The following is a 23,165-nucleotide window of genomic DNA, read 5'->3' as shown; positions in this document are numbered from 1 at the left end:
CGCCTCGCGCCCGTCAGCCGCCACGGACTTGCTGCACCAGCGCGGCGACGCCGCTCGCCCCCGCATTGTCCCCTTCGCTGGCGTCGCCGCCGGGCCCGCCGGGACCGGGCATTCCCACCTGGATGCTCACGCCGCGGATCTGCCTTGGAATCGCGCCGACGTGGGCGATCCCGAAGGAGGAGCCGCCGGCCCCGCCTCCCCCGGGGCCGCCGGCGCCGCCGGCCCCGCCGGGGCCGCCCGGGCAGGCGGCCCTCAGCCCGCCGCGCGCAGGTCCTCCGGGACCGCCGGCGCCGCCCGCTCCGCCACGCTGGCCGTCGGCCCCCGCGCCGCCAGGGCCGCCGTTGCCCGCCGTGATGCGCACGTCCGTGAGCGTCAGCGCCGCGCCCAGGCTCGCGAGACCGAGGCTCGATCCGCCTGGCTGTCCGCCGGCGCCGCCCGCGCCGCCGCAGCCTCCGGCGCCGCCGCTCCCGCCGCCCGCGCCCGCCGTGCCCAGGAGCGGGTTGAGGCAGACCCCACCCGGGGCGCTCCCGCCGCCGCCTCCGCCCTGGCCCGGCGTCCCGGGCTCGCCGGGCATCCCGGCCGGCCCCGCATAGCCCGCCGCGGTGAGGCGACCCAGGCCCATCCCGCCGGCGCCTGGAGCGCCCGGCGCGCCGTCCGCGCCCGGTGCTCCAGCCCCGCAGCCGGCCAGGCCGGCGCCGCCTCCGACGAGGGGCGGCAGGCCGACCGCCCCCGGCAGGCCGGCGCCGGCCGTCGTTTCACCGCCCGCGCCGCCGATCGAGGCCGGGCAGGCCGCGTTCGCCGTGGGAGGCGCGATCGCGGCGAGGGCGAGGCACGCAGCCGCCCCCGCCGCGCCGTCCGCGCCCGAGGGCGCCGCCGGGCGCTCGCGCGGGGCGGCGCCGGCCGCGCCGTCGCCCGCGACCAGGACGCATCGGGTGAGCTCGGCCGTGGCGCCGTCGGCCAGGACGGCGATGGACGACCCGCCGGGCTGCGTTGCGGGCGCGGCCTGGAACCAGAAGTCCTCGATCCGCGTGACCCCCTCGCCGCCGCGCAGCACCGCCGCCACGACGCCGGGCTCGGTGGCGACCGTCGTCTTTGCTTGATCGCCGATCCAGCGCCAGCCGTCCTCGCAATCGAGCCCGCCGAAGAGCTCCACGCCCGGCGAGACGACGACGGGCTCGTTGAACGCCTCGGCGCACGCGTACACGCGGCGCGTGGCCTGCGCGGCGAGCGCGATCGCCTTGTTGAGCGTCTTCACCGGCGCGGCCCGGGTGCCGGGGTTGAGGTCGTTGCCCGAGGCGGCGACGAAGATGCCCAGGGCGTCGTCGAGCACGCAGGCGTCCTCGGCGGGCGAACGCGCGCTGTCGCAACCTTCCGCGCCGCCGGCGCCGCCGGCGCCACCGGCGCCCGAGGCGGCGCTGTCCGAGCCGGCGCCGCCCGAGCTGCCGGCACCGCTCGAGCCGCCCGAGCCCGCGCTGTCCGGACCGCCAGCGCCGCCCGAGCCGGCAACGCCCGAGCCGCCGGCGCCCGAGCCCGCGCTGCCCGAGGCGCCCGTGCCCGAGCCACCGGCGTTGCCCGGACCCGGCGCGGCGCCGGTCGATGCAGCGCCGCCGGCGTTCTGGAAGTCACGGTCGGCGGGTGAGCACGCAGCGACGGTCGTGGAGGCGGCGCCGAGCAGGGCGGCCGCGGCGGAACCGCGGAGCAATGCGGCCCGAACGAAGCCTGGATTCATGGGAATCCCATGCGCCCGGTGGCATCCGCCGTCAACCGATGAGGCTGCTTGCTGACCGAAGGCCCGTCGCAGCGCGGCCGGCAGTGCCCCGCCCGCACGTGGCATGGTACACGGTGCCCTGCGCGCCGGCCGCGTGCGGTACGATCGCCGAGGAGGTTGGAGATCGATGAACACGGTACGCACGGTTTGCGAGAGTGACGAGCGCGGCACGGCTCATGTCGCCGTGCCGATCGGCCTGCCACGCCGCCGCGTGGAGATCGTGATCGTGTGGCAAGAGGTCGACGGCGACGACACACCGGATGCACACGGCTGGCCGCCCGGCTGGTTCGAGCGCACGGCTGGGACCATCGAGGATCCGTCCTTCGTGAGGCACCCGCAGGGGGAATATGAAGCGCGTGAGGCGCTTCCGTGAAGTTCCTGCTGGATACCAACGCGTGCATCGGCCATCTGACGGGCCGCTCGCCGAGGATCACGGCACGGCTGAGAACACTCTCCGTCTCCGATGTCGTCCTGTGCTCTGTCGTCAGGGCAGAGCTCTGCTACGGCGCGCACAAGAGCGTCAGGACAGAGCAGAACCTCGAGAAGCTCAAGGCGTTCTTCGCTCCCTTGCTCTGCCTCAGCTTCGACGATGTAGCCGCGGAGATCTACGGGCGAGTGCGGGCAGAGCTGGAGACTCGAGGGACGCCGATCGGCCCCAATGATCTTCTGATTGCCGCCACGGCGCTCGCGCATGGCCTCACGCTGGTGACCGGGAACGAGAGAGAGTTCGGGCGGGTGCCCGGGCTCCGCATCGAGAACTGGGAATCGTGAGCCGTCGTCCAGGGCCGGTGCGGGGCGCGCACCGCGCCTCTCGGGGCGCGCGCCGCGCCTCTCGAGGAGGCGGCCGCGCCCCGTCGAGGGGCGCGGTGGCGTTCGTCAGAAGCTGCCTTTGGCGCCGAGGATCGCCCCCGCCGGCCCCGCCTCCAGCACGCCGGCGCTGAGCCACCTCGGACGCGCGCCGGTCGCTGCGCCGGCCTGCTCTGGCTCGGTCCACAGCAGCACCGCCGCCGCGCCGAGCCCGGCCAGGCCCACGCCGAAGGCGATGGTGCTCACCCGGGCCATCGCGTGCGCGCTGTTGGCGGCGTCGTGCACGCCCCTCCGCTGCACACAGGCGCCGCCGCAGCGCACGGCTCCGCGTCCTCCCAGGCTCCGCGCTCATCACATCGCTGCGGCCGGTTCTCCAGACAGCGCGACTCCGCCGGTCCGCACTCTCCGCTGCACTTCCCCTCCACACACGTCTGCCCAACGCACTCCTCGGCGTCCTCCCACGCCCCGCCCTCATTGCACCGCTGCGGTCGATTCCCCGAGCAGCGCGCCTCGTCAGAGACGCATTCTCCGGTGCACTTCCCCTCCACGCACGTCTGCCCGACGCACTCCGCTCCGCCTGGCGTGCACTCTTCGCCACCGCCACCACCCCCGCCACCGGCCGCATCTCCAGCGCCCGCGCCGTCTCCGACGCCGGTCCCGCCTCCGCTGGCCTCCCCTCCGCCAGCTCCGCCATTCCCCCCGGTACCGCTCGCGGTGCCTCCACCGTCGCCTCCGGCCCCGACCCCCCCGCTTCCTTCCCGCAGGTAACAGCCGTCTTCCAGCCCCACGAGCGCTCCACACCCGCCGGCCGTGAAAGCCCACGCCGCCCACATTCATGCCGCGCGCTGCCGCTTCGCCATGTCCTCTCCTACAGCCCCCGCGCAGGCGCTGTCCACCACGGCGCGTGACCAGGCTCACCCCCTGCTGCGCCCCCGGACTGCGTCCTCTCCGCAGCCTGCCTCGCCGAGCACGCCGCGATGCCCCCCTCGCGCGGTCGGTTCGCCGCATCGACGGCGCTGACCCAGCATACGCGGCCATCGCGCCGCTCCTGGACGCTCCGCGGCCGCTCCGTCGGGTCGCGCGAGCTGCTCGCCAGGATGGAGCGCGCCAGCCAGCGCCAGCCGCCCCCAAGCGTGCGCGCACGTTCCCTGTGATCAGAGCATGAAGCCCCACGCAATTACGCGCCATCTGCCGAATTGAGGCCTCTATTTCCGCCAAACAGAGTGCCTATTTCAAGTGCGCTCCTCCACGAGCGCTGGTATCACACCCGCGTGGGCAAGCTCGATCGGTTCGCGAAGGTGACCTTCGCCGAGGAGACCGCGCGCGTCACCCGCGGCGCAGCCGCCTGGCACGACGCACCCGAGGTCCGCCTCGAGCGCGTGCAGGCCGACGGCTACCTCCGGGTCCTGCGGCCCGAGGAGCTCGCCTCGCTTGCCGCCCCCTGGCCCGAGGCCAGGGAGCACGACGAGGCTCTCGTCGAGCTCAAGATGGCCGGCGACCACGTCGACGTCGTGCAGGTCAAGCGCGCACTGCTTCGCCGGCAGGCGCGCGAGGTCGAGCGCGTCGAGGAGCGCGACCCGCCCTGGATGGGCGAGCAGCCCCTCTGGTTCGTCGCTCCCCACCTGCCCGCATGGCTCCGCGGCGTGCGCGTGCTCGAGAGCTTCTCGCCCGGCTGTTACCGCGTCGGGCCCTCGCCATTTCAGTTCCTGTGGATCGCCGCCAACGAGCTGCCCTTGCGCGACGAGCTCGTCCCTTTCCTGGTTGCCCGCTCGGGGCGCCCCCTCGACGAGTTTGCCCGGTGGGTCGCTCCGCGGCGGAAAGCCGAATGGGTGTTCTACATGCTACAGTACATGCCGATGTCACCGTGGACGCGCGAAGAACTGGAGCAACGGTTCGCTCGCTCCGACGATCCCGAGGTCGAGGCTCGACGGCAAGAAATCTTGCAGACCTTGCTCGCTCACAGCCCGGACGTGAAGGAGCGGCTCATCGAGCAGGGGGTTGAGAAGGGTCTCCAGCAAGGAACAGAGAGGGGCCAGCTCATCGAAGCACGCGCCGCGTTGCGCAGGGTGCTCGCGCGGCGCGGGCTCGCGCTGACCTCCGCGCTGGAGGCTCAGATCGACGGCTGCTCCGATCTGGCCACCCTGGAGCGATGGCACGACCAGGCTGTGACCGCAGCGAGCGCCGAGGAAGCGCTCGCCTAGCCTCGCTCTCGCGGGACGGCGGACGGAGAACGGAGACCGGTGCTCACGGCCTCCGACGCCCTCCGAAATCATCGGTCCGCGGGGCGAGGAGCAGCGTGGCTCCTCGTCCGGTGAAGACTCGATCCAGGCACTTGTCCACGCCCTCCCCTCTCATAACGGCCCTTCTGGAGAAGATCACTCAGGGAGGTGAGCTCCTCTGGGATTGGAAGTCCCGGGCACTACTTCCCGCGGATGATCATGCAGGATGACGACGCGGGGTCGAGCTCGCCGCAGGGCGCCGCTCCGGACCAGCGCGGCGTGGATCGGAGCACGGGTAGCACCGAGCCCTGTCCAAGAGCCTCGCGAGACTCCCGCGCGCCCGCTCTGCGGCGCTCCGTCGTGTCGCGTGAGCCGATGACGCGCGAGGGAGCGCGTCAGCCGGCCAGCCGCCCGAGAGCGAGCGTACACGTTCCTGTGATCAGAGCACGAAGCTCCACGCAATTACGCACAATCTGCCGAATTGATGCCTCTATTTCCATCGCTCAGAGTGCCTATTTCAAGTGCGCTCTTCCAGGAGCGCTGGTATCACACCCGCGTGGGCAAGCTCGATCGGTTCGCGAAGGTGACCTTCGCCGAGGAGACCGCGCGCGTCACCCGCGGCGCAGCCGCCTGGCACGACGCCCCGGAGGTCCGCCTCGAGCGCGTACAGGCCGACGGCTACCTCCGGGTCCTGCGGCCCGATGGCCTCACCTCGCTCGCCGCTCCCTGGCCCGAGGCCCGGGAGCATGACGAGGCCCTCGTCGAGCTCAAGATGGCCGGCGACCACGTCGACGTCGTGCAGGTCAAGCGCGCACTGCTCCGACGACAGGCGCGCGAGGTCGAGCGCGTCGAGGAGCGCGACCCGCCCTGGATGGGCGAGCAGCCCCTCTGGTTCGTCGCCCCCCACCTGCCCGCCTGGCTCCGCGGCGTGCGCGTGCTCGAGAGCTTCTCCCCCGGGTGTTACCGCGTCGGGCCCTCGCCATTTCAGTTTCTGTGGATCGCCGCCAACGAGCTGCCCTTGCGCGACGAGCTCGTCCCTTTCCTGGTCGCGCGCTCGGGGCGCGCCCTGGACGAGTTTGCCCGGTGGGTCGCTCCGCGGCGGAAAGCCGATTGGGTGTTCTACATGCTACAGTACATGCCGATGTCACCGTGGACGCGCGAAGAACTGGAGCAACGGTTCGCTCGCTCCGACGATCCCGAGGTCGAGGCGCGGCGGCAAGAAATCTTGCAGACCTTGCTCGCCCACAGCCCGGACGTGAAGAAGCAGCTCATCGAGGAGGGTCAGCTCACCGAGGCGCGCGAGGCGTTGCGCAAAGTGCTGACGCGGCGCGGGCTCGCGCTGACTGCGACGCTGGAGGCGCAGATCGCCGGCTGTTCCGACCTGACCACCTTGCGTCGGTGGTATGAGCAGGCCGTGACCGCATCGAGCGCCGAGGAAGCGCTGGCGTAGCGCACACCGCACGGCACGGCACCGGCGAGCTGCACGGCGGCTCCCTCACGTCCGCGTCCTCGCGTTGCGCTCTCGCTCTCGCCCTCTCCCTTTCCTCCCCTGCCCCGTCCTCCCGTCCCCGCTTCAGCTCGCCATCGCCGTCTCCCCCTTCGCTTCCCCTCCCCCGCCGCCGAAAGCTCTAAAATTCGAGTAATTTCGCAATGTTATGCGAGATGCGACGGACGCTCAGACGTCCACGACCACGTTGGTGGGCGCGGGGGGAGGCGGGGATCGTGCCCTGATCGCGCCCCGCCTCAGCTCGCCATCGCCGTCTCCCTCCGCTCCCCCTCCCCCGCCGCCGCGAGCGCAGCCCGGAAGCTCTGGATCGTCGCGTACAGCCCCTGCCGCAGCGCCACCCGCGGCTCGAACCCCAGCACCCGCCGCGCCGTCTCGATCACGGGCCGCCGCTGCTTCGGATCGTCCTCCGGCAGCGGCCTGAACGCGAGCCGGCTCGCGCTCCCCGTCAGCCGCAACACCTCCTGCGCCAGCTCCAGCACCGTCACCTCCGCCGGATTGCCCAGGTTCACCGGCCCCACCGCCACCGGGTGCTCCATCAGCCGCACGCACCCCTCCACCAGATCGTCCACGTAACAGAAGCTCCGCGTCTGCGACCCGCTCCCGTACACCGTGATCTCCTCCCCCCGCAGCGCCTGCACGATGAAGTTGCTCACCACCCTCCCGTCGTCGATCGCCATCCGCGGCCCGTACGTGTTGAAGATCCGCGCGATCCGCCCCGACGCCCGCCCCTGACGGTGGAAGTCCATCACCAGCGACTCCGCGCATCGCTTGCCCTCGTCGTAACAGGCGCGCGCACCGACCGGGTTCACCCGCCCGAAATAGCCCTCCGGCTGCGGGTGCACCTCCGGATCGCCGTACACCTCGCTCGTCGACGCCTGCAACAGCCGCGCGCCGTGCCGCTCGGCGCACTCCAGCGCGTGCAGCGTGCCCATCACGTTCGTGATCGTCGTCCGGACCGGATCCTCCTGGTAACGCGCCGGGCTCGCGGGCGAGGCGAGGTTGTAGATCCGGTCGATCTCGTAATCGAACGGCGTCGTCACGTCGTGCTCGACCAGGTAGAAGCGGTTGTTGCGCATCAGATGCGCCACGTTGGCCGGCGAGCCGGTCGAGAAGTCGTCGAGCGCGATGACCTCGTGGCCGTCCGCGAGGAGCCGCTCGCACAGGTGCGAGCCCACGAATCCGGCGCCCCCCGTCACCAGGATACGCATGCTCCTCCCCACCGATCTCCCGTTCGCGTCAACCATCGGAACACCTCCGTTCCCGCGTCACGTCGCGCGTGAACCGCTGGACGCTGTGAAAGCTTCGATGCGCGCCCGGCGGAACCTGCTCGGTTTGCGGTGCGTTCGCAAGCCAATCGACGCCCCCAGGGCGCCGCGCGCCCGCGACGGCGAGGCTCGCCCGCCCCCCGACGGGCGCCTCGGGCCAGGGCCTCATGCGAGCGGGCTCCGGGGTTGCGCGGGATCGCAGAGCCGAACCCCCGACGGCGCGCCGTCCCGCTCCAGCACGTCCTCGCCCTCTCCGTGGCCGTCGCCGTCCAGGCTCCCGCCGTCGCCGTCCAGGATCAGGCCGTCGCCGTCCAGGATCCGGAACGACGGCGGCCAGAGGGACGGCGGCAACAAGAGCTCGTCGGCCAGATCGAGGAGCGCGTCCACCCGATGCGCGCACGTGTGCCGCGCGAGCACCGTCCGGCGCCCCTGCTCGGCCACGCTGCGCGCAAAATCGTCGTTCGCGAGCAGCGCGCCGAGGTGCGCCGTCATCTCCTCCGCATTGCGCGCGACCAGGTAGTCGCGGCCGGGCGAGAAGAGCCGCTCCACGTCGCTCCACGGCGCGCTCACGAGCGGGATGCCGCAGGCGAGCGCCTCGAACGGCCGGATCGTGGGCACCCCGGGCAGGAGCGCCGTGTACGGCCGCCGCGGGATGTGCACCGTGACGCGCGCCCGCGCGAGCGCGTCGGGGACGAGGGGGTTGGGGAGCCAGCCGGCGTACTCGATCCCGGCGTCCGCGAACGCCGCGAGCACGCGCTCCGGGTAGCTCACCCCGTGCACCCGCGCGCGCAGCCCGAGCGCCTTCACGGGCCGGATCAGGAACTCGTACAGCTCCGCCGTCCGCTCGCCGTCGCCCCAGTTGCCGATCCACACGAGATCGCGCTCCTTCTCGACCCCCGGCAGCGGCCGGAAGCGGCGCACGTCCGCGGCCTCGTGCCACACCACGGCGCGCCGCGCGAAGCCGCGGGTGAGGTAGAGATCGCAGAGGCTCCTCCCGGCCGCGAGCACGCAGTCGTACTGCGCGAGATCGCGCCGGAGGATCGCGGCAGGATCGGTGATCAGCCGGTGATGGGTGTCGTGGAAGAGCAGGTGGTAGCGATCGGTCCGCGCGCGGTGCTCGCCGAGCCGCCGCACGAGCTCGGGATCGTTCCATTCATGGACGATCACCACGTCGATGCCCTCGAGCGCGGCGTCGAGATCCAGCGTGGCGAGCGCGTACCGCCGCGGCGAGAGGCGGGGATAGGCGGCGACGACCCCGAGCAGCGCGGCCGGCCCGTGGGCGGCGACGAGGTGGCGGGCGCTCCAGGCGTCCTCGGGCTCGAAGACGAAGACGTCGTGGCCGCGCGCGTCGAGCTCCGCGACGATCCCGCGGAGGAAGTGCGCGTTGCCGTGATTCCAGTCCGAGAGCAGCGAATGGCAGAAGAGGGCGATTCTCATGAGGTCTCTCAAGCGGTGAGCGGTGAAGTATCGGAAGTGCGGAATGCGCTCCGGAGCGACGGGGCGCCGGGCGCCGGGGCCGGTCAGGCCGCGCCACGCGCCCGCGAGGCGGCCGCGCCCGGCCGCGCCCCCGCCCCCTCACGGGGCGAGGCCGCCGCGCCCCGCCGCGCCCCCGCCCCGTCACGAGGCGACCTCGAGCGGCGGGGCCAGCGTATCGCCCGCGTAGACGGCCCCGAGCCGCTCCTCCACGCCGAGGCGCCACGCGTGGAGCGCGCGCAGCCCGTCGCGCAGGCCCACGCGCGGCGCCCAGCCGGTGAGCGCCTGGAAGGCGCGGCAGTCGGAGACGTAGTACCGCGGATCGCCCGGCCGCCACGGCGCGAGCGAGACGGCCGGGCGGCGGCCCGACAGCTCGGCGATGAGGTCGAGCAGCTCGAGCAGGCTCGCCGCCCTCGCCGGCCCGCCGCCGAGGTTGAAGGCGCGGCCCGACGCCCGCCGGATCTCCCGCCGCGCGAGGAGCAGCGCGTCGACGAGATCGTCGATGAACAGCGCGTCCCGGACCTGCAGCCCGTCGCCGTACAGGGTGATCGGGTCCCCGCGGAGCGCGCGCGCGACGAAGTGGGCGATCCACCCCTGCTCCTCGTTGCCGAACTGCCGCGGACCGTAGACGCAGCTCATCCGGAGCGCCGCGGCGTCGAGCCCGAAGGTGCGGGCGTAATCGAGGACGTACTGGTCCGCGGCGCCCCTGGAGCAGCCGTGAGGGCTCCGGAGATCGAGCGGCTGCTCCTCGGAGATGCCGTGCTCGCGCAGGCGCTCGCAGCGGGGCTGGTAGCGGTCGCCGTCCGCCTCGAGGGCGACGTCGGGCAGCGCGCCATAGACCTTGCTGGTGGAGGCGAACAGCAGCGGCGGCGGCCGGTCGAGCCTCCGGAGCGCCTCGAGCACGTTGAAGGTGCCGCGCGCGTTCACCTCGAAGTCGAGCGCCGGATCCGACACGCTCCGGGTGACGGCGGCCTGCGCGGCGAGGTGGAACACGAACGACGCGCGCCGCACGGCGTCGCCGACGGCCACCTCGTCGCGGACGTCGCTCACCCACAGCTCCACGCGGGCGCCGTGGCGCCCCCGGAGGAGCTCGACGTTGCGCTCGACGAACGCGCGCGAGAGGTTGTCGAAGAGGAGGACCGGCTGCCCGCCGCGGAGCAGCCGATCGGCGAGGTGAGCGCCGATGAAGCCGGCCCCGCCGGTGATGAGGACCGGCGCGCTCACAGCGAGAGCCCCCGCGCCTCGAGCTCGGCGCGCGCCTGGGCGGCGCCGTCGCGCGCGAGCTGCCCCTCGATCCAGCCGGCGAGCTCGGCGACCCCGCGCTCGAACGGCACCGCCGGCTCGTACCCGAGGACGCGCCGCGCCTCCCCGAGGTCGGCGAAGCAGTGGCGGACGTCTCCCACGCGGCAGCGGCCGGTGATCTCGGGCTCGATCGTGTGCTTCCCCAGCGCCAGGCAGAGCACGCTCGCCGCGTCGCGGATCGAGCGCGGGCGGCCGCCGCCGACGTTGAGCGCCCGGCCGGCGGCGGCGTCCTCGGCAAGCGCCCGGAGGCAGGCCGCCACGACGTCGTGCACGCTCACGAAGTCGCGCTGCTGGAGGCCGTCCTCGAAGAGGAGCGGCGGGCGGTCGTTGAGCAGGCGCGCGGCGAAGCTGGCGAGCACCCCCGCGTAGGGGTTGGAGAGCGCCTGACGCGGGCCGTAGACGTTGAAGAGCCGGAGCGCGACGGTCGGGATCCCGTAGGCGCGGCCGGCGATGTGGCAGAGCCGCTCTTGATCGTGCTTGGAGAGCGCGTAGACCGACTCGATGACAGGCGTCTTGTGCTCGGGCGTCGGCGCCGGGACGAGCGGCTCGCCGTCGGGCGCGCAGAGCTCCCAGGCGCCGCGCCGGAGCTGCTCGACGGGCCGGCTCGGCGGCTCGACCGGCTCGCCGCTCGCGCGGCGATAGAGCCCTTCGCCATAGATGCTCATGCTGGAGGCGATGACGAGCCTCCGCACGGGCTGCTCCGCCAGCGCTTCCAGGAGCACGGCGGTGCCGACCGTGTTGACGGACGTGTACCGCTCGACGCGGTACATGCTCTGTCCGATCCCGACCGCGGCGGCGAGGTGGACGACCGCGTCGACGCCCTGGAGGGCGCGCCGCACCGCCTCGCGGTCGCGGACATCGCCGGCGAGGAGCTCGACGGCGGGATCGAGGTGGGCCGGGCGCCGCCGCGCCGGGCCGTGGACCTGGGGCACGAGGGCGTCGAGCACGCGGACGCGGTGCCCTGCGCGGAGCAGCGCGTCGGCCAGGTGGGAGCCGATGAAGCCGGCTCCCCCCGTGATGAGGACATGATCAGGCATATCTTGCTCCGTTCCGATCTGGACAGGCAGCGGGCGGCGCGAGAGAGCACCTCGGGACCGGGGAACGCAGGACGGCGCCGCGGGCAGACCGCTCGCCGGCCGCGCGATGTTTCCCCCCGGTCCGCGCCTCGCTGCGCGGAAATCCCTGCGGGGACACCGATTAACATGCGGTCCGGAGACCCGCAAACCGATCAGGGGCGCTTTGTCCATCGGGCCGAGATCGCGCGCGACGCGCGCCGTCGGCGCGTACGGAGCCGCCGGACGCGGGGTGCAGAGGCGATGTGCCGCAAAGGGTCCTGGGCAGGAGAATCGATGTGCGAGAGGCCATGAGCGCGGCCCGGGACACCGGCGAGGAGGGGTGAGCGGGCTCGGCGCGGGGCGGAAAGGAGCGGAGATGCGCGGGGGCGCGGGGGACAGCGCGGCGGCGACAGCGCGGCGGCGACAGCGCGGCGGCGACAGGCCGGCTCCGGCTCGCCGGACCGGGACTACCTCGCTGGAGGGCCGTCCAGGCAGAGCCCGGCGACGCTGCTCGTGAACGAGGTCCCGTCGTTCCGCCGGACCGTGGCGGAGTTGCCCCGGAGCGGCGAGGAGAACACCTCCTCGACGACGCCGGCGCCCGCCTTCGCCGTCACGGCGCGGCCGACGAGCGAGCCCGGCGACACCGCCTCGATCGGGGCGCCCGGCGCGAGCGCCTGCTCCTCGGGCAGCTCCGGCCGCCGGAACGCGCCGAACCGAACCGCCGGCGCGGCGCCGCCATCCGCCAGCGACGTGAGCTTGCCGATGCACGGCCCGAGCGGGGTGCTGACCGCCGCGTAGCGCACGGTCGGGTCCACCGGCAGCCGCCGCGACTCCCCCGCGAGGGTGACGGCGATGGCGAGGGCGAACGCGGTCACCGGGACCACGAGGGCGATGGCCACGACCGACGCGGCGGCCCCGGAGGTCGCCCGGTCGAAGGAGGCGAGCTCGGCGCTCACGGCCTGCTCGAACGACGCGAAGAGGACGACCTGGCGGGCGCGCGCGCGCGCCAGGACGGCGGGCGCGACCAGGTTGTCGGCCGCGCAGAAGCCGCAGCGCGCGATCGCGCCCGCGCCGCCGCCGTCGAGCGGCGCGCCGCAGACGTGGCACGCGGCCGGCTCGCCCGGGGCGGCCGGCGGGCGCGCCGCGCACGCCTCCTCGATGCGCCGCTGCCTGCCGCGCACGAGCGCGAGCACGGCCGCGCCCGTGCCGACGGTGCCGAGCCACGCCGCCACGGTCATCCCGCCCACGACGAGGTTGCCCTCGGTGTCGGGGGTGACCCACAGCCCGAGCAGGAGGAGCGCGCAGAGCGCGGAGATGGGCACCGCGGCGAGCGCGAACACGACCAGGAGCCGCGCGTGCCGTTGCGACGCCGTGGCGAGCATCCGCCGCAGCGCCTCCGAGAGCTGGCGGCGGCGGACGTCGGTCTGGAAGAGGGCGTGTGCCGCGGCGCGCAGGCGCTGCGACGCGTCCCCGGGCGGCGGACCGCGGTGATGGCACGCCGCGCAGGCCATGAGATCCGGGCTGGCGAGGGACACCGGCGCGGGGCGCCCGCATTGCGGGCAGTGCACGGCGAGCATCGGGGGGATTCTACGCCGGCCGCGCCTCGGCCGGTCAAGGCGCCCTCGCGGCGCGCCACGCCCTCGCGGCGCGCCCTCGCGGCGCGCCGGCGCGCCGGGGCGAGCGCGCCGGTGCTATCCTCGGTCGATGCGGTACCGCGACGAACGGGACGCGCTGCGGGGTCGCGTGGACAGCCTCGAGCAGCAGCTCGCGACGGCCAGGAAGGAGCTCGAGGCGCAGCGGGACGACGACCGGGCAGCGCGCGTCGAGCAGATCGAGCGCCAGATGGCGGAGGCCCGGCGCGTGCTCGACCAGCTCGGTCGCGAGCTCGACGAGGTGCGCGGCCGGCCGCGGCGGCCGTCGGTCGCGCCGCGCGTGGCGCTCCTGGGCGTGGTGGTCTGTTCCGGGATCGCGGGCGTGCTGCTGATCGCCCGGCGCCCCTCGCCGACGCCCACCTTCTTGCCGACCTTCCCGCCCACCCCCGCGCCCCCCAGGCCCACGACCCCCGTGCCCTCGATCACGCCGCCGGACGCCGAGCCCACGGCCCAGCCCCCGGAGGCCGAGCCCACGGCCGCGCCGGCCCCGGAGCGCCCCCTGCGGACGGCGCGCGCGACCTGGAAGGCGACCGTCACGCGCGCCACGGGCCTGCCCCTCGCGGCGGGCGCGACGTGCACCATCGAGGCGACGCTCACGAGCGCGGGGGACGACATCCATGTGCCCGGGCTGGAGGTCGTCTGCCGCGGGACGCCGATCTACCGCTCGAGCGACGAGCTCAGCGGCATGTCGATGTTCCGCAGCGGCGTGGAGGAGGACTCGGGCCCGGCCCCCGGGACGACCCTTTATGCGATCTCGTACGAGGACAAGGGCGCTCGCGCCGGGGCGAGGGCGGAGATCTCGCTCGACAGCGTGCGCAAGGCGGGCCTCGTCTGGCGCGACGCGGCGCCCGCGTACCGCGTGGAGCTCGCGATCCCCTACCAGAGCGCGCCCGTGAAGGGCGAGCCGCTCCTCGACGCCACCGGCCGGGCGCTGCGCGCGTCCGCGCGCGTCACCGACGCGACCGGGCCGAGCCCGGTGAAGGTCGGCGCGCGGTGCACGCTGCGCGCCTCGCCGCTCGCGCGCCCGGGCAAGTGCCTGACGCGCCTCGAGTGCGGCGGTCGCATGCTCTACGGCGCGGGCACGACCGGCGTCTCCGCGTGCACGGTGGTGGGCGACCAGGTCGTCCGCGTCCACGACGGGAACACGAGCCGGAGCGGGGGCGATCCGGCGCTCGATCTCGACGTCTCGACGGGGCGAATCACCGTGCGGGACGAGGTGGGCTCCGCCGCGTGGACCGTCGGGATGACGCTCGATCCGAGCGGCTGATACCGCGCGAGGGTGCCCCGGCGACGTGCGGATGGGCGCCGCCGGGCAGCGCACGACGCCAGCGGCGGCACGCCGCGCGACGGCACGCTGGCACGGACACGGCCGCTGGCACATTCGCGGGCACGGGCACGGGCACGGGCACAGACGAGGCGAGGGCCGTCACGCCGGCTGTCCCCGGCACGGCGCCCAGGCCACGGACACGCTCCGGCGCCGCCCGCCAGGGGCGCCCCGCCCTCCTGGCAAGCGCGTCGACGCACGCCACGAACCGCCGGGCGCCTCGACGAGGAGGTCCTCGCACGCGCGGTCCATCGGGTCCCCGCCCGGCCGCGCCAGGTCGGCACACGCATTGCTCCGTTGCGGGCGAGGTCAGGGAGCGAGGTGCTGGACGGCGGCCTGCGAGCGAAGAGAGGCGCTCGAAGCAATCGCATGTTCCTGTCTGCTTTGACGACCAGCTCGCCGAGCGCCCCCGGGCCGAGCTATCGATTTCACCAACCGTTCAATTTCGAGGTGACGACATGATTCGCTTCAACCGTATCGTGGGCTTTTTCGTGGCTTCCATGGCCGCCACGGCGGTCGCGGGGTGTACCGCGCAGGTGGAAGACGACGCCGTGCCCGAGGACGTCGCGCAGGCGGAGCAGGCGTTCGACGTCGTGACCTGCGGGGTCGATCCCCCGACGGCCACGTTCGTCGGCGGGATCGACTACCTCTCGAACCGGTCGTACAACGACTGCTACAAGGGCTTGATCCTCGACGTGACAAACTATGAGACGGGGTTCACCCCGAAGCCCCCCGGGAATAGCTACCTCCTCACGAAGGTGACGTGGGCGGACGCCTACCCCGGCAACGAGGCCGCGTGCGAGAGCCTGTGGATGGAGGTCTACCTGTACAAGGAGGTCAACGGGGTCATGGTGCACCAGCAGACGGAGACGAGGCACGGGGCCTGGACTGACCTCTTTGGGTGTCTGGTCGGCTATCCGACCATCTCGTTCACGGGCCTGGATGCCGGGGCGAAGTACCGCGTCGCCGCCACCGCGCGCGAGGGCAGCGCGCTGCGGAAGATGCACGTGAAGACCGAGTGGTCTTACTACCCCTGATCGCCCCGGGACCGCCGCCCTACTGCCCGAGCACCTCGTCGTAGAGGTCCTCGTACGCCCGCGCCATCCGGTCCACCCCGAACCGCTCGACCACCCGCGCGCGCCCGCGGAGGCCCATCTCGGCGCGATCCTCCCGGGCGGCCACCGCCTCGAGCGCCGTGGCCAGGCCCTCCGGCGCGCCGGGGGGCACGAGCAGCCCCGTCTCGCCCTCCCGCACGATCTCCGGGTTGCCCCCGACGCGCGTCGCGACGATCGGCAGCCCCGCCGCGGCCGCCTCGATCAGCGTGAGCGAGATCCCCTCCGTGAGCGACGCCAGCGCGAACACGTCGAACGCGGGCAGCAGCGCCGCCACGTCGCCGCGCGTCCCCGCGAACGTCACCGCGCCCCCGAGCCCGAGCCCCGCCCCCTGCGCCTCCAGCGCCGGCCGCAGCGCGCCGTCGCCGATGAGCGTGAGGTGCGCGTCCGGCCGCGCCCCGCGGAGCCGCGCGAACGCGGTGAGCAGCGTCGCGTGGTCCTTCTCGGGCGCGAGCCGCGCCACGCAGCCGACGTGGTAGCCCGACGCGGGCACGCCGAGCCGCGCCCGCGCCGCGGCCGCGTCGCCCGGCCGGAACGCGTCCGTGTCGACGCCGTTCAGGATGGTCACCACCTTCGCCGGATCGATCCGCTCCACCTCGAGCGCCACCGCCCGGGCGTCGTCGCTGACCGCGACCACCCGGTCCGTCAGCGCCGACGCCACCTGGTTGACCAGCACCTTCCGCCGCTGCCGGGGGTAGTTGCGCCCGTGCTTCGTGTGCACGACGCGCGGGCCGCCCCCGCCCGGGAGGCTCGCGGCGCGCGCGAGCCCCGCGGCGAGCGCGCCGTACAGGTGCGGCCCCGGGTTGTGCGTGTGGACCAGCCGGATCCGCTCGCGCCGCATCCACGCCGACAGCCGCACCGTGAGGGCCGGATCCAGGCCGCGCGCGCGCGGGAGGACGACCAGCGGCACGTCGAGCCGCGCGAGCTCCTCGGCGAGCGCGCCCGGCTCCTCCAGGGCGCACACCACGGGCGCGAACCGATCGCGCGCCGTCCGCTCCAGCAGCCGGAGCACCACGCGCTCGAGCCCGCCCACGTTGAGCGACAGCACCAGGTGCGCGACCCTCGCGGGCCCGCTCCGCGCGACGCGCGGCCCCGCCCTCCGCGCCGGCGGGGCCTCGGTGGGCTCGATCACGCGGCGACCTCGCGACCGAACTCGATGGGCACCTCGGAGACGGTGAAGCGGAACTTGCCCCCCTTGGTGACCGGGATCTCGTCGACGACCTGCACCCGGATGTCCGCCCGCTCGCCGAGGAACCGGCGCAGATCGCGCTCGATGGCCTGCGACGTCTCCGGCCCGTAGCCGTCGCCGGGGACGATCCGGATCGTGATCGCCCGCGACCTGTCCTGGTGGACCTGGTAGCGCTCGACCGTCGGGTTGTCCTTGAAGAAGTACGGGAAGAACACGGCCGAGAGGAGCTGGCCGTCCGGCCCGACGATCATGTCGAGCACGCGCCCCTCGACCGAGGCGAGCAGCGGCAGCCCGCGGCCGCACGAGCACGGCTTGTCGGCCGCGATCACGACGTCCTCGTTCTTGTAGCGGATGAGCGGCATCGACCGGCACACGAGGTCGCTCAGCACGATCTCGCCCGGCTCGCCGGGCTTCGCGTGCCGGTCGCCGCACTGGATCTCGACGAAGACGTTCTCCATGTTGAGGTGCTTGCCCTCGTGGCGCTCGCACTCCGCGCCGATCAGCATCATCTCACGACAGCCATAGCGATCGAACACCGGCGCCTGGAACGCCTTCTCGATGATCTCGCGCTGGTGGGGGAAGAGCCGCTCCGCCGTGGCGACGATCCCGCGCGGCGAGGGCAGCTTGCGCCCCACCTCGAGCGCGTAGCGGGCGGTGTAGTAGAGCGGGCTCGTGTACCCGACGATGAGGTTGGGCTGGTAGCGGAAGATCTCGTCCACCACCCCCGCGAGCCGCGCCTCGGACAGGTCCCACGCGCTGATCGTCTTCCTGCGGAGGACGGTCTCGTACAGCGTGCGCTTCGCCTTCTTCCAGCGGGGCTCCATCGTCGGGATCCCCCAGATGTAGAGCTCCTTCTCGCCGAGCCGGGCGCCCGCCCAGCGCTCGGCGCGCAGGGCCGCGGCGATGCGGCGCTCGTACGTGGCGTGATCGTAGAAGAACCGCGCCGGCTCCCCGGTCGAGCCGCCGGTGCCGCTCCTGTAGAGCTTGCCGTGCCAGCCGTCGGCGATCAGCTCGTTGCCGTTCTTGCGCAGATCGGCCTTGGTGAGGACGGGGAAGCGCGCGAGATCCTCGGGCGCGTGGACGTCCTTCGCGCGCACCCCGTACTCGGCGAAGCGGCGCCGGTACCAGGGCACGTGCTGCTCGGCGAAGCGCAGCGCCTCCTGCATCTTTCGCCAGTTGAGCTCGCGGAGCTCGCGCTCCGGCCGCCACTGGGAGCGCTCGAGCTCATCCAGGTGGGCCAGTGTCGCCCGCCCTCGGAGCCGTGTTTCATAGAACGGGAAGAGAACGTGACGAAAGAGCGCTCCGTACATGGCCAAGGGATCCTCTCGAAAGGGTGGGAACTGTAAGTTATCCTCGGAGGGAGGCTCCTTCCAAGGGGAAAGACCGGGTGGCGAGCGCCGGAGTCGTCGGCTGATTCCGCCCGAGATGGCAGCATTGGGAGGTGGCCAACGCGGGATGCCCGGGGCGGGGCGCGGGGGCGGACTGGAGGAGAATCAGGAGTCTTCCTGAGCGCAGCCGCGCGTTCCGAGGCGCTTGCGGGGCCCGTCCACGACCACGGCCACGACCACGGCCACGTCTGCGTCTACGTCTACGTTTACGTTTACGTGGACGTGGACGTGGACGTGGACGTAGACGTGGACGTGGTCGTGGTCGTGGTCGTGGTCGTTATCGATCAATCGTGAACGTAGTCGACAGCTCCTCGTCTCAGCATCCATCACATCTCGCTTCGCTCAACTTCGCGGGATTCCTTCGCGAGATTTCTCCCGTTCGCCCCGAGACCAAAGCTCAAGCATTTCGAACACTTGAACGACCCGTAAAGGTTGTTGAGACGTCCACGTCGACCGTCGACGACCACGACCACGACCACGACCACGACCACGTTCACGTCCACGTTCACGACCACGTAAACGTCAACGTAGACGTGGACGTCTCATCATCCGTCACATCTCGCTCGAGTCCTCGAAAGGATTGGACTTTGCCCTCAGGCCAAATGCGAGTGATTTCGCAGGGTTAGGCGAGATGTGATGGACGCTCAGACGTGAACGTGGTCGTGGTCGTGGTCGTGGTCGTGGTCGTGGTTGTCGACGGTCGGCGACCGATGGAAGCCGGACGGAGGCGGACGAACCGGGCGGATCCCCCGGCTACTGCACGGTAGTCTCCGCCTCCTGCTGCCACAGCGCGGCCAGCGCGAACGTCTTCGCGTTCTCCGGGACCGCCTGGCAAAAGCTCTGCCGCCTCGCCGGATCCGAAATCCGCTGCGCCCGCGCGACGAGCCGCTGCATCGCCACCCCGATCGCCTCCCGCGCCGCCTCGAGGTGCCCCGAGGCCCGCAGCGCCTCGGCATACCCGAGCCGGATCTGCGCTTCCCCCTCCTCCGTCCCCCCCACCGCCACGAGCAGGCCCAGCCCGCGCCGCGCCGCCTCCAGCGCCTCGCGCGCGCGCCCCTGCTCGAGCAGCACCCGCGCGCGCACCGCGAGCGCGAGCGCCTGGAGCGTCGGCACGTGCGCCAGCATCGCCACCGCCGCCCCCGCCTCGTCGTCCGCCGCGCCGAGGCTGCCGAGCCGCGTCAGGATCGCCGCGTGGTAGGCGCGCGACCGCGCCTCCTGCCGCCGGTTCGCCTGCGCCGCGAACGCCTCGATCGCCTCGACCGTGACCGCGCGCGCCGCCGCCAGGTCGCCCTGCTGCGTCCAGAGCAAGCCCAGGTTCTGCTTCGCGAACGCCGCCACGTTGTGCAGCCCCATCCGCTCCGCCTCCGCGAGCGCGTCGCGCAGCCCCGCCTCCGCGCTGCCGTACACCCCGAGCTGCACGAGGCAGTGCGCCGCATTCACCCGGCTCAGGCACGCGTTCCTGAGATCGCCCGTCTGGAGGTACGCGGGGATGCTCTGCTCCGTGCACTCCAGCGACGCCGCCGGATCGCCGTAGCAGAGCGCCCGCGACGCGCGCAGCGCGTGAATGCGCGCGGCCACCGCCGCGTCGCGCTCGGCGAGCGGCATCGCCACGCGCGCGAGCTCCTGCACGATCTCCTCCGCCGCCGCGTACTGGCCGCCGTGCAGGAGCGACCCCGCGATGCGCGCCAGCGCGCTCACGCACGCGCCGGTCGCCTCCTCGATGTACGTCGGCGCGCCGCGCCCGGCATCCCCTCCGCGCCCGGGCTCCCCTCCGCGCCCGCCCGCCGCGGCCCCGCCCTCCACGCCGCCAGGGCCCGAGACGGAGCCGCCCCCGGCGTCCGCCCCGCCGGGGCCGCGCCCCCGCAGCGCCTCGACGAGCTCCGCGAGCCGGTCGCCCATGCCGAGGCGCACGCGCATCGACGCCGCCTCCGCGGCGGCCGCGTACCAGAGCGCGCTCCGCCGGGGGAAGCCCTGCATCGCCGCCACCGCGCACCGCTCGGCCTCGGCCGCCTCGCCGAGCCACTTGTGCGCCTCGGCCTGCACGAGGCGCAGCGCCGCGAACAGCTCGCCGTCCGCCTCGGCGCTCGCCGCGCCCTGCTCCGCCCGGAGGATCGCCGCCCGGAAGTCGTTCGCGCCGAGCGCCTGCTCCGCCGCGCGCCGGAACCAGACGGCCGCCCGCTCGGCGTCGCCGCCCCGCGCGAAGTGATCCCCGAGGAGCGCCGCGTCGCGCTCGCCCGCGGCCTCCAGCCACTCGCCCGCCAGGAGGTGGCCGAGCGCGCGGTCCGCGTCGGTCAGCGTCGCGTACGCCGCCTCGCGCACGAGCGCGTGCCGGAACACGTACTCGTCCTCGCCCCGGAACCTGCCCTCGCCCCGCCGCGCGATGAGCTCGCGGTCGACCAGCACCGCGAGCCACCCGTCCGCCTGCGGCGCGCGCCGCTCGCCGCCGAGCAGGGCCACGAGCCCGCCGCGCCAGAACTTCTGGCCGAACACGCTCGCCGCGCGCAGCACCCGCCGCGCCTCGCCGTCGAGCGCCTCCAGCCGCGCCTGCACCATCGACAGCACCGTCTCGGGCAGCGCCTCCGTCCTCCCCGCGGCGGCCGCGCGGATGAGCTCCTCCAGGTAGAACGCGTTGCCCCCGGCCCGCTCGCACAGCCGCGCGCAGAGCTCGGGCGGGACGGCGTCGCCGAGCACCTCGCGCACGAGCCGCTCGCTCCCCCGGCGCCCGAGCTCGCGCAGCCGGATCTCCTGCACGCCGCGCGAGACCCACACCTTCGGGAAGATCGCCTCGACCTCGGGCCGCGCCAGCGCGAGCACCATGAGCGGCTGATCCCGGTGCGCGAGCGCCGCGTCGATGAGCTTCACCGTGGGCACGTCGCCCCACTGGAGATCCTCGAGCACGAGCAGCACCGGCTCGGCCCGGCACTCGGCCAGCACGAAGTCCTCCCAGGCGCGCCGGATCTGGTCGCCCATGAGCATCGGGTCGCTCCGCGCGGCGCGCAGCTCCACCCGGCCCTCGTCGGAGAAGCGGATGCGCGCGATCTCGCCCAAAAACTCCGTCACGCGCTCGAGGTCGCCGCCGCTCAGGGTGCGGCCGACGCGCGCGCGGAGGCGCTGCTCGCGGAGCTCCTGCGGCTCGCCGCCCGAGAGCCCCGCCTCGCGGCGCAGGAGCTGGCGCAGCATCCCGAACGGCGAGCCGGCGCTCATCGGATCGGCGTGGCCGAGCCAGATCTGCACCCGCTCCTTCCGCTCCTCGACCCGGCGCAAAAATTCGTAACGCAGCCGGCTCTTGCCGATGCCCGCGGGCGCCGTGACCAGCACCGCGCGCGCGGTCGGCTCGGACACGCACTCGTCGAGCACGGCCTCCAGGATCGCGAGCTCGTGGTCGCGCCCCACGAACGGCGTCGTCCGGCCGAGCAGCGTGCGGGCGGCCTCGACGAGGTCGCGCTCGGCGCGCAGCACGAGCCCGGTCGCGTCGCCGCCCACGTCGAAGCGCGCGTCGAGCAGGCCGGCCATCACCTCGTCGAGGCGGATCGAGCCGCCGGAAGCGCGATCGAGCAGGCGCACGGCGCGATCGATCGTCGGCCCCATCGGGAGCCGGTCGTCCGCGGAGCCGCGGCCGGCGACGAGCGCCATCTGCACGCCGGGGAGGAGGCCGCGCACCTCGAGCGCGCACCGGGCCGCCCGGGCGGCCTGGTCGGTGATGAGGCCGCGGCCCTCCAGCGTGATGAGCAAGAGCCCGTCCGCCAGCGTCTGCAGCGCGCCGCCGAAGCGCGAGGCCACGCGCCGCACGTCCTCCTCCGGGACGGCGCGCGCGAGCGGCAGCGTCATCGGGAGCGTCATCGGCATGGTGGGCCCCTGCCAGGCCGCCTCCGAGGGGCCCGTGCGCGCGAGCATCAGGCAGAGCGTCCGCCGCTCGCCGGTCGTGAGCGCGCCGGAGCGCCGGCTCACCGGCGCCGGCGGCGAGCTCTCGATCTCGCCCACGCGGAGCAGCGCGTCGGCCGCGGCGCCGCCGTCGGCGGGCCGCGCGGCCGGGTCCTTCGCGAGCATCTGCGCCACGGCGGCGTCGATCGCCTCCGGGACGTCGGGGCGCACGTCGCGCAGGCGCGGCGCCTCGTCGAGCACGACGCGCAGCAGCGCGGCGTGAATGTCGTCGCCGACGAACGGCGGGCGCCCGGTGAGGCAGTGGAACAGGACGCAGCCGAGCGCGAACACGTCGGCCTGCGGCCCCACGGCGCGCTCGCCGCGCGCCTGCTCGGGCGCCATGTAGAACGGCGTGCCCATGACGACCCCGGTCATCGTGAGCGGCGCGAGCGCGGTGAGCCGCGCGATGCCGAAGTCGAGGAGCTTGATCCGCTCGACGGATTTACCGAGCAGGTAGAGGTTGCTCGGCTTGAGGTCGCGGTGGACGACGTTGTGCCGGTGCGCCTCGGCGAGCGCCTCGGCCACGCGCAGCCCGAGCGTGACGCTCTCGGCCACGGTGAGCCCGCGCCGCCTGAGCCGGTCGGCGAGGCTCTCGCCCTCGAGCCACTCCAGCGCGAGCCACGGCTCGCCGCTCGCGGTGGCCCCCTGCGCGATGTACCGGACGATGCCGGGGTGGCGCAGCTCGGCGAGCACCTGCGCCTCGCGCGCGAAGCGCTCGCCGTGCTCGAGGCCGTGCCCCGACATGACCTTGAGCGCGGCCGCCTCGCCGGTGAGCCGGTCGAGCGCGCGGTAGACGGAGCCCATCCCGCCCGACCCGGCGAGGCGCTCGATCACGAAGCGGTCGGCGACGATGTCCCCGGGTTTCATCGGGACGGCGAGTATCACACGGCGGGGACAGCGCGCGATGCGAGATCCCGGCGCCGGACGCGCCGCGCGGGCGGCTCGGCGCGGGGCCGCAGCCGCGCGGGTGGGAGCGCAGCGGCCGGTGCGTGGAGGGCGCCCGGGGTGTGCGACAGCGTCGGGGGCCCAGCGGGCGGAGTGACACTACGTGTGTACAAACGTTTACAGATCTGCATGCGAAATGACACTACGTGTGTACAAACGTTTACAGATCTGCATGCGAAATGACACTACGTGTGCCCGAACGTTTACAGATCGGCATGCGAAATGACACTACGTGGGT

Annotated in this window: 18 protein-coding genes; 6 read left to right on the top strand and 12 right to left on the bottom strand. The window is 73.8% G+C overall.

Annotated elements, in window-relative coordinates; translation table 11 throughout:
- Positions 1–13: 13 nt before the first annotated feature.
- A complete protein-coding gene (locus WMF31_RS40990) occupies positions 14–1,729 on the bottom strand; it encodes a hypothetical protein (protein ID WP_436607314.1) in 1,716 nt (571 codons plus the stop codon).
- A 166-nt stretch (positions 1,730–1,895) separates the two neighbouring features.
- On the opposite strand from WMF31_RS40990, the gene WMF31_RS40985 reads away from it, so the two are divergent.
- Entirely contained in the window at positions 1,896–2,141 is a 246-nt protein-coding gene (locus tag WMF31_RS40985) for a hypothetical protein (protein WP_129355861.1), read from the top strand.
- On the top strand, positions 2,138–2,539 hold the full coding sequence (gene vapC, locus WMF31_RS40980) for a type II toxin-antitoxin system tRNA(fMet)-specific endonuclease VapC (RefSeq protein WP_129355859.1): 402 nt from the start codon (positions 2,138–2,140) through the stop codon (positions 2,537–2,539). Before WMF31_RS40985 ends, vapC begins: the two co-directional genes overlap by 4 nt.
- Before the next feature lie 105 nt (positions 2,540–2,644).
- Here the strand turns inward: vapC and WMF31_RS40975 are convergent, their stop codons facing one another.
- Entirely contained in the window at positions 2,645–2,860 is a 216-nt protein-coding gene (locus WMF31_RS40975; protein WP_436607313.1) for a hypothetical protein, read from the bottom strand.
- Positions 2,861–3,846: 986 nt separating this feature from the next.
- Between WMF31_RS40975 and WMF31_RS40970 the strand changes: the two genes are divergently transcribed.
- Positions 3,847–4,776: a hypothetical protein gene (locus tag WMF31_RS40970; protein WP_436607312.1), complete on the top strand. Its 930-nt coding sequence runs from the start codon at positions 3,847–3,849 to the stop codon at positions 4,774–4,776.
- A gap of 526 nt (positions 4,777–5,302) precedes the next feature.
- On the top strand, positions 5,303–6,244 hold the full coding sequence (locus tag WMF31_RS40965; protein ID WP_436607311.1) for a hypothetical protein: 942 nt from the start codon (positions 5,303–5,305) through the stop codon (positions 6,242–6,244).
- A gap of 293 nt (positions 6,245–6,537) precedes the next feature.
- On the opposite strand, the gene WMF31_RS40960 is transcribed toward WMF31_RS40965, so the two are convergent.
- The 5 genes from WMF31_RS40960 to WMF31_RS40940 form a co-directional block, all read right to left on the bottom strand.
- Positions 6,538–7,545 (bottom strand): UDP-glucuronic acid decarboxylase family protein, encoded by a 1,008-nt coding sequence (locus tag WMF31_RS40960; RefSeq protein ID WP_436607310.1) that lies wholly within the window; start codon positions 7,543–7,545, stop codon positions 6,538–6,540.
- Positions 7,546–7,731: 186 nt separating this feature from the next.
- Positions 7,732–9,003, bottom strand: a complete 1,272-nt coding sequence (locus WMF31_RS40955; protein ID WP_436607309.1) for a CgeB family protein — start codon at positions 9,001–9,003, stop codon at positions 7,732–7,734.
- A gap of 180 nt (positions 9,004–9,183) precedes the next feature.
- A complete protein-coding gene (locus WMF31_RS40950; protein WP_436607308.1) occupies positions 9,184–10,263 on the bottom strand; it encodes an NAD-dependent epimerase/dehydratase family protein in 1,080 nt (359 codons plus the stop codon).
- The gene (locus tag WMF31_RS40945; protein WP_436607307.1) at positions 10,260–11,378 is read right to left on the bottom strand and encodes an SDR family NAD(P)-dependent oxidoreductase; all 1,119 of its coding nucleotides are present in this window, start codon (positions 11,376–11,378) and stop codon (positions 10,260–10,262) included. The genes WMF31_RS40950 and WMF31_RS40945 overlap by 4 nt, the downstream gene beginning before the upstream one ends.
- 485 nt (positions 11,379–11,863) lie before the next feature.
- Positions 11,864–12,973 carry a hypothetical protein gene (locus WMF31_RS40940; protein WP_436607306.1) on the bottom strand — a complete coding sequence of 370 codons (1,110 nt, stop codon included), beginning with the start codon at positions 12,971–12,973 and terminating at the stop codon, positions 11,864–11,866.
- A 127-nt stretch (positions 12,974–13,100) separates the two neighbouring features.
- Between WMF31_RS40940 and WMF31_RS40935 the strand changes: the two genes are divergently transcribed.
- A complete protein-coding gene (locus WMF31_RS40935) occupies positions 13,101–14,315 on the top strand; it encodes a hypothetical protein (RefSeq protein WP_436607305.1) in 1,215 nt (404 codons plus the stop codon).
- A gap of 515 nt (positions 14,316–14,830) precedes the next feature.
- Positions 14,831–15,409 (top strand): hypothetical protein, encoded by a 579-nt coding sequence (locus WMF31_RS40930; RefSeq protein ID WP_436607304.1) that lies wholly within the window; start codon positions 14,831–14,833, stop codon positions 15,407–15,409.
- 19 nt (positions 15,410–15,428) lie between these two features.
- On the opposite strand, the gene WMF31_RS40925 is transcribed toward WMF31_RS40930, so the two are convergent.
- The 5 genes from WMF31_RS40925 to WMF31_RS40905 form a co-directional block, all read right to left on the bottom strand.
- The gene (locus WMF31_RS40925) at positions 15,429–16,616 is read right to left on the bottom strand and encodes a glycosyltransferase family 4 protein (RefSeq protein ID WP_436607303.1); all 1,188 of its coding nucleotides are present in this window, start codon (positions 16,614–16,616) and stop codon (positions 15,429–15,431) included.
- Entirely contained in the window at positions 16,613–17,983 is a 1,371-nt protein-coding gene (locus tag WMF31_RS40920) for a phenylacetate--CoA ligase family protein (RefSeq protein WP_436607302.1), read from the bottom strand. Before WMF31_RS40920 ends, WMF31_RS40925 begins: the two co-directional genes overlap by 4 nt.
- Positions 17,984–18,166: 183 nt before the next feature.
- Entirely contained in the window at positions 18,167–18,349 is a 183-nt protein-coding gene (locus WMF31_RS40915; protein WP_436607301.1) for a hypothetical protein, read from the bottom strand.
- 38 nt (positions 18,350–18,387) lie between these two features.
- Positions 18,388–18,576 carry a hypothetical protein gene (locus WMF31_RS40910; protein WP_436607300.1) on the bottom strand — a complete coding sequence of 63 codons (189 nt, stop codon included), beginning with the start codon at positions 18,574–18,576 and terminating at the stop codon, positions 18,388–18,390.
- 238 nt (positions 18,577–18,814) lie between these two features.
- Complete coding sequence (locus tag WMF31_RS40905) at positions 18,815–22,849, bottom strand: protein kinase domain-containing protein (RefSeq protein WP_436607299.1); 4,035 nt, start codon at positions 22,847–22,849, stop codon at positions 18,815–18,817.
- Positions 22,850–23,165 lie beyond the last annotated feature (316 nt).

It is taken from the genome of Sorangium sp. So ce1036 (assembly GCF_051369805.1).
GTDB classification, from domain to species: domain Bacteria; phylum Myxococcota_A; class Polyangia; order Polyangiales; family Polyangiaceae; genus Sorangium; species Sorangium cellulosum_F.
Note: the sequence above shows the minus strand (reverse complement) of the source record. Positions and strands in the feature narration are given on the sequence as shown.

Excerpts from the sequence above, each read along its gene's own strand:
- WMF31_RS40990 (WP_436607314.1), bottom strand. The coding sequence starts at position 1,729 with ATGAATCCAGGCTTCGTTCGGGCCGCATTGCTCCGCGGTTCCGCCGCG.
- WMF31_RS40985 (WP_129355861.1), top strand. The coding sequence starts at position 1,896 with ATGAACACGGTACGCACGGTTTGCGAGAGTGACGAGCGCGGCACGGCT.
- WMF31_RS40960 (WP_436607310.1), bottom strand. The coding sequence starts at position 7,545 with ATGGTTGACGCGAACGGGAGATCGGTGGGGAGGAGCATGCGTATCCTG.
- WMF31_RS40955 (WP_436607309.1), bottom strand. The coding sequence starts at position 9,003 with ATGAGAATCGCCCTCTTCTGCCATTCGCTGCTCTCGGACTGGAATCAC.
- WMF31_RS40945 (WP_436607307.1), bottom strand. The coding sequence starts at position 11,378 with ATGCCTGATCATGTCCTCATCACGGGGGGAGCCGGCTTCATCGGCTCC.
- WMF31_RS40940 (WP_436607306.1), bottom strand. The coding sequence starts at position 12,973 with ATGCTCGCCGTGCACTGCCCGCAATGCGGGCGCCCCGCGCCGGTGTCC.
- WMF31_RS40935 (WP_436607305.1), top strand. The coding sequence starts at position 13,101 with ATGCGGTACCGCGACGAACGGGACGCGCTGCGGGGTCGCGTGGACAGC.
- WMF31_RS40930 (WP_436607304.1), top strand. The coding sequence starts at position 14,831 with ATGATTCGCTTCAACCGTATCGTGGGCTTTTTCGTGGCTTCCATGGCC.
- WMF31_RS40920 (WP_436607302.1), bottom strand. The coding sequence starts at position 17,983 with ATGTACGGAGCGCTCTTTCGTCACGTTCTCTTCCCGTTCTATGAAACA.
- WMF31_RS40905 (WP_436607299.1), bottom strand. The coding sequence starts at position 22,849 with ATGAAACCCGGGGACATCGTCGCCGACCGCTTCGTGATCGAGCGCCTC.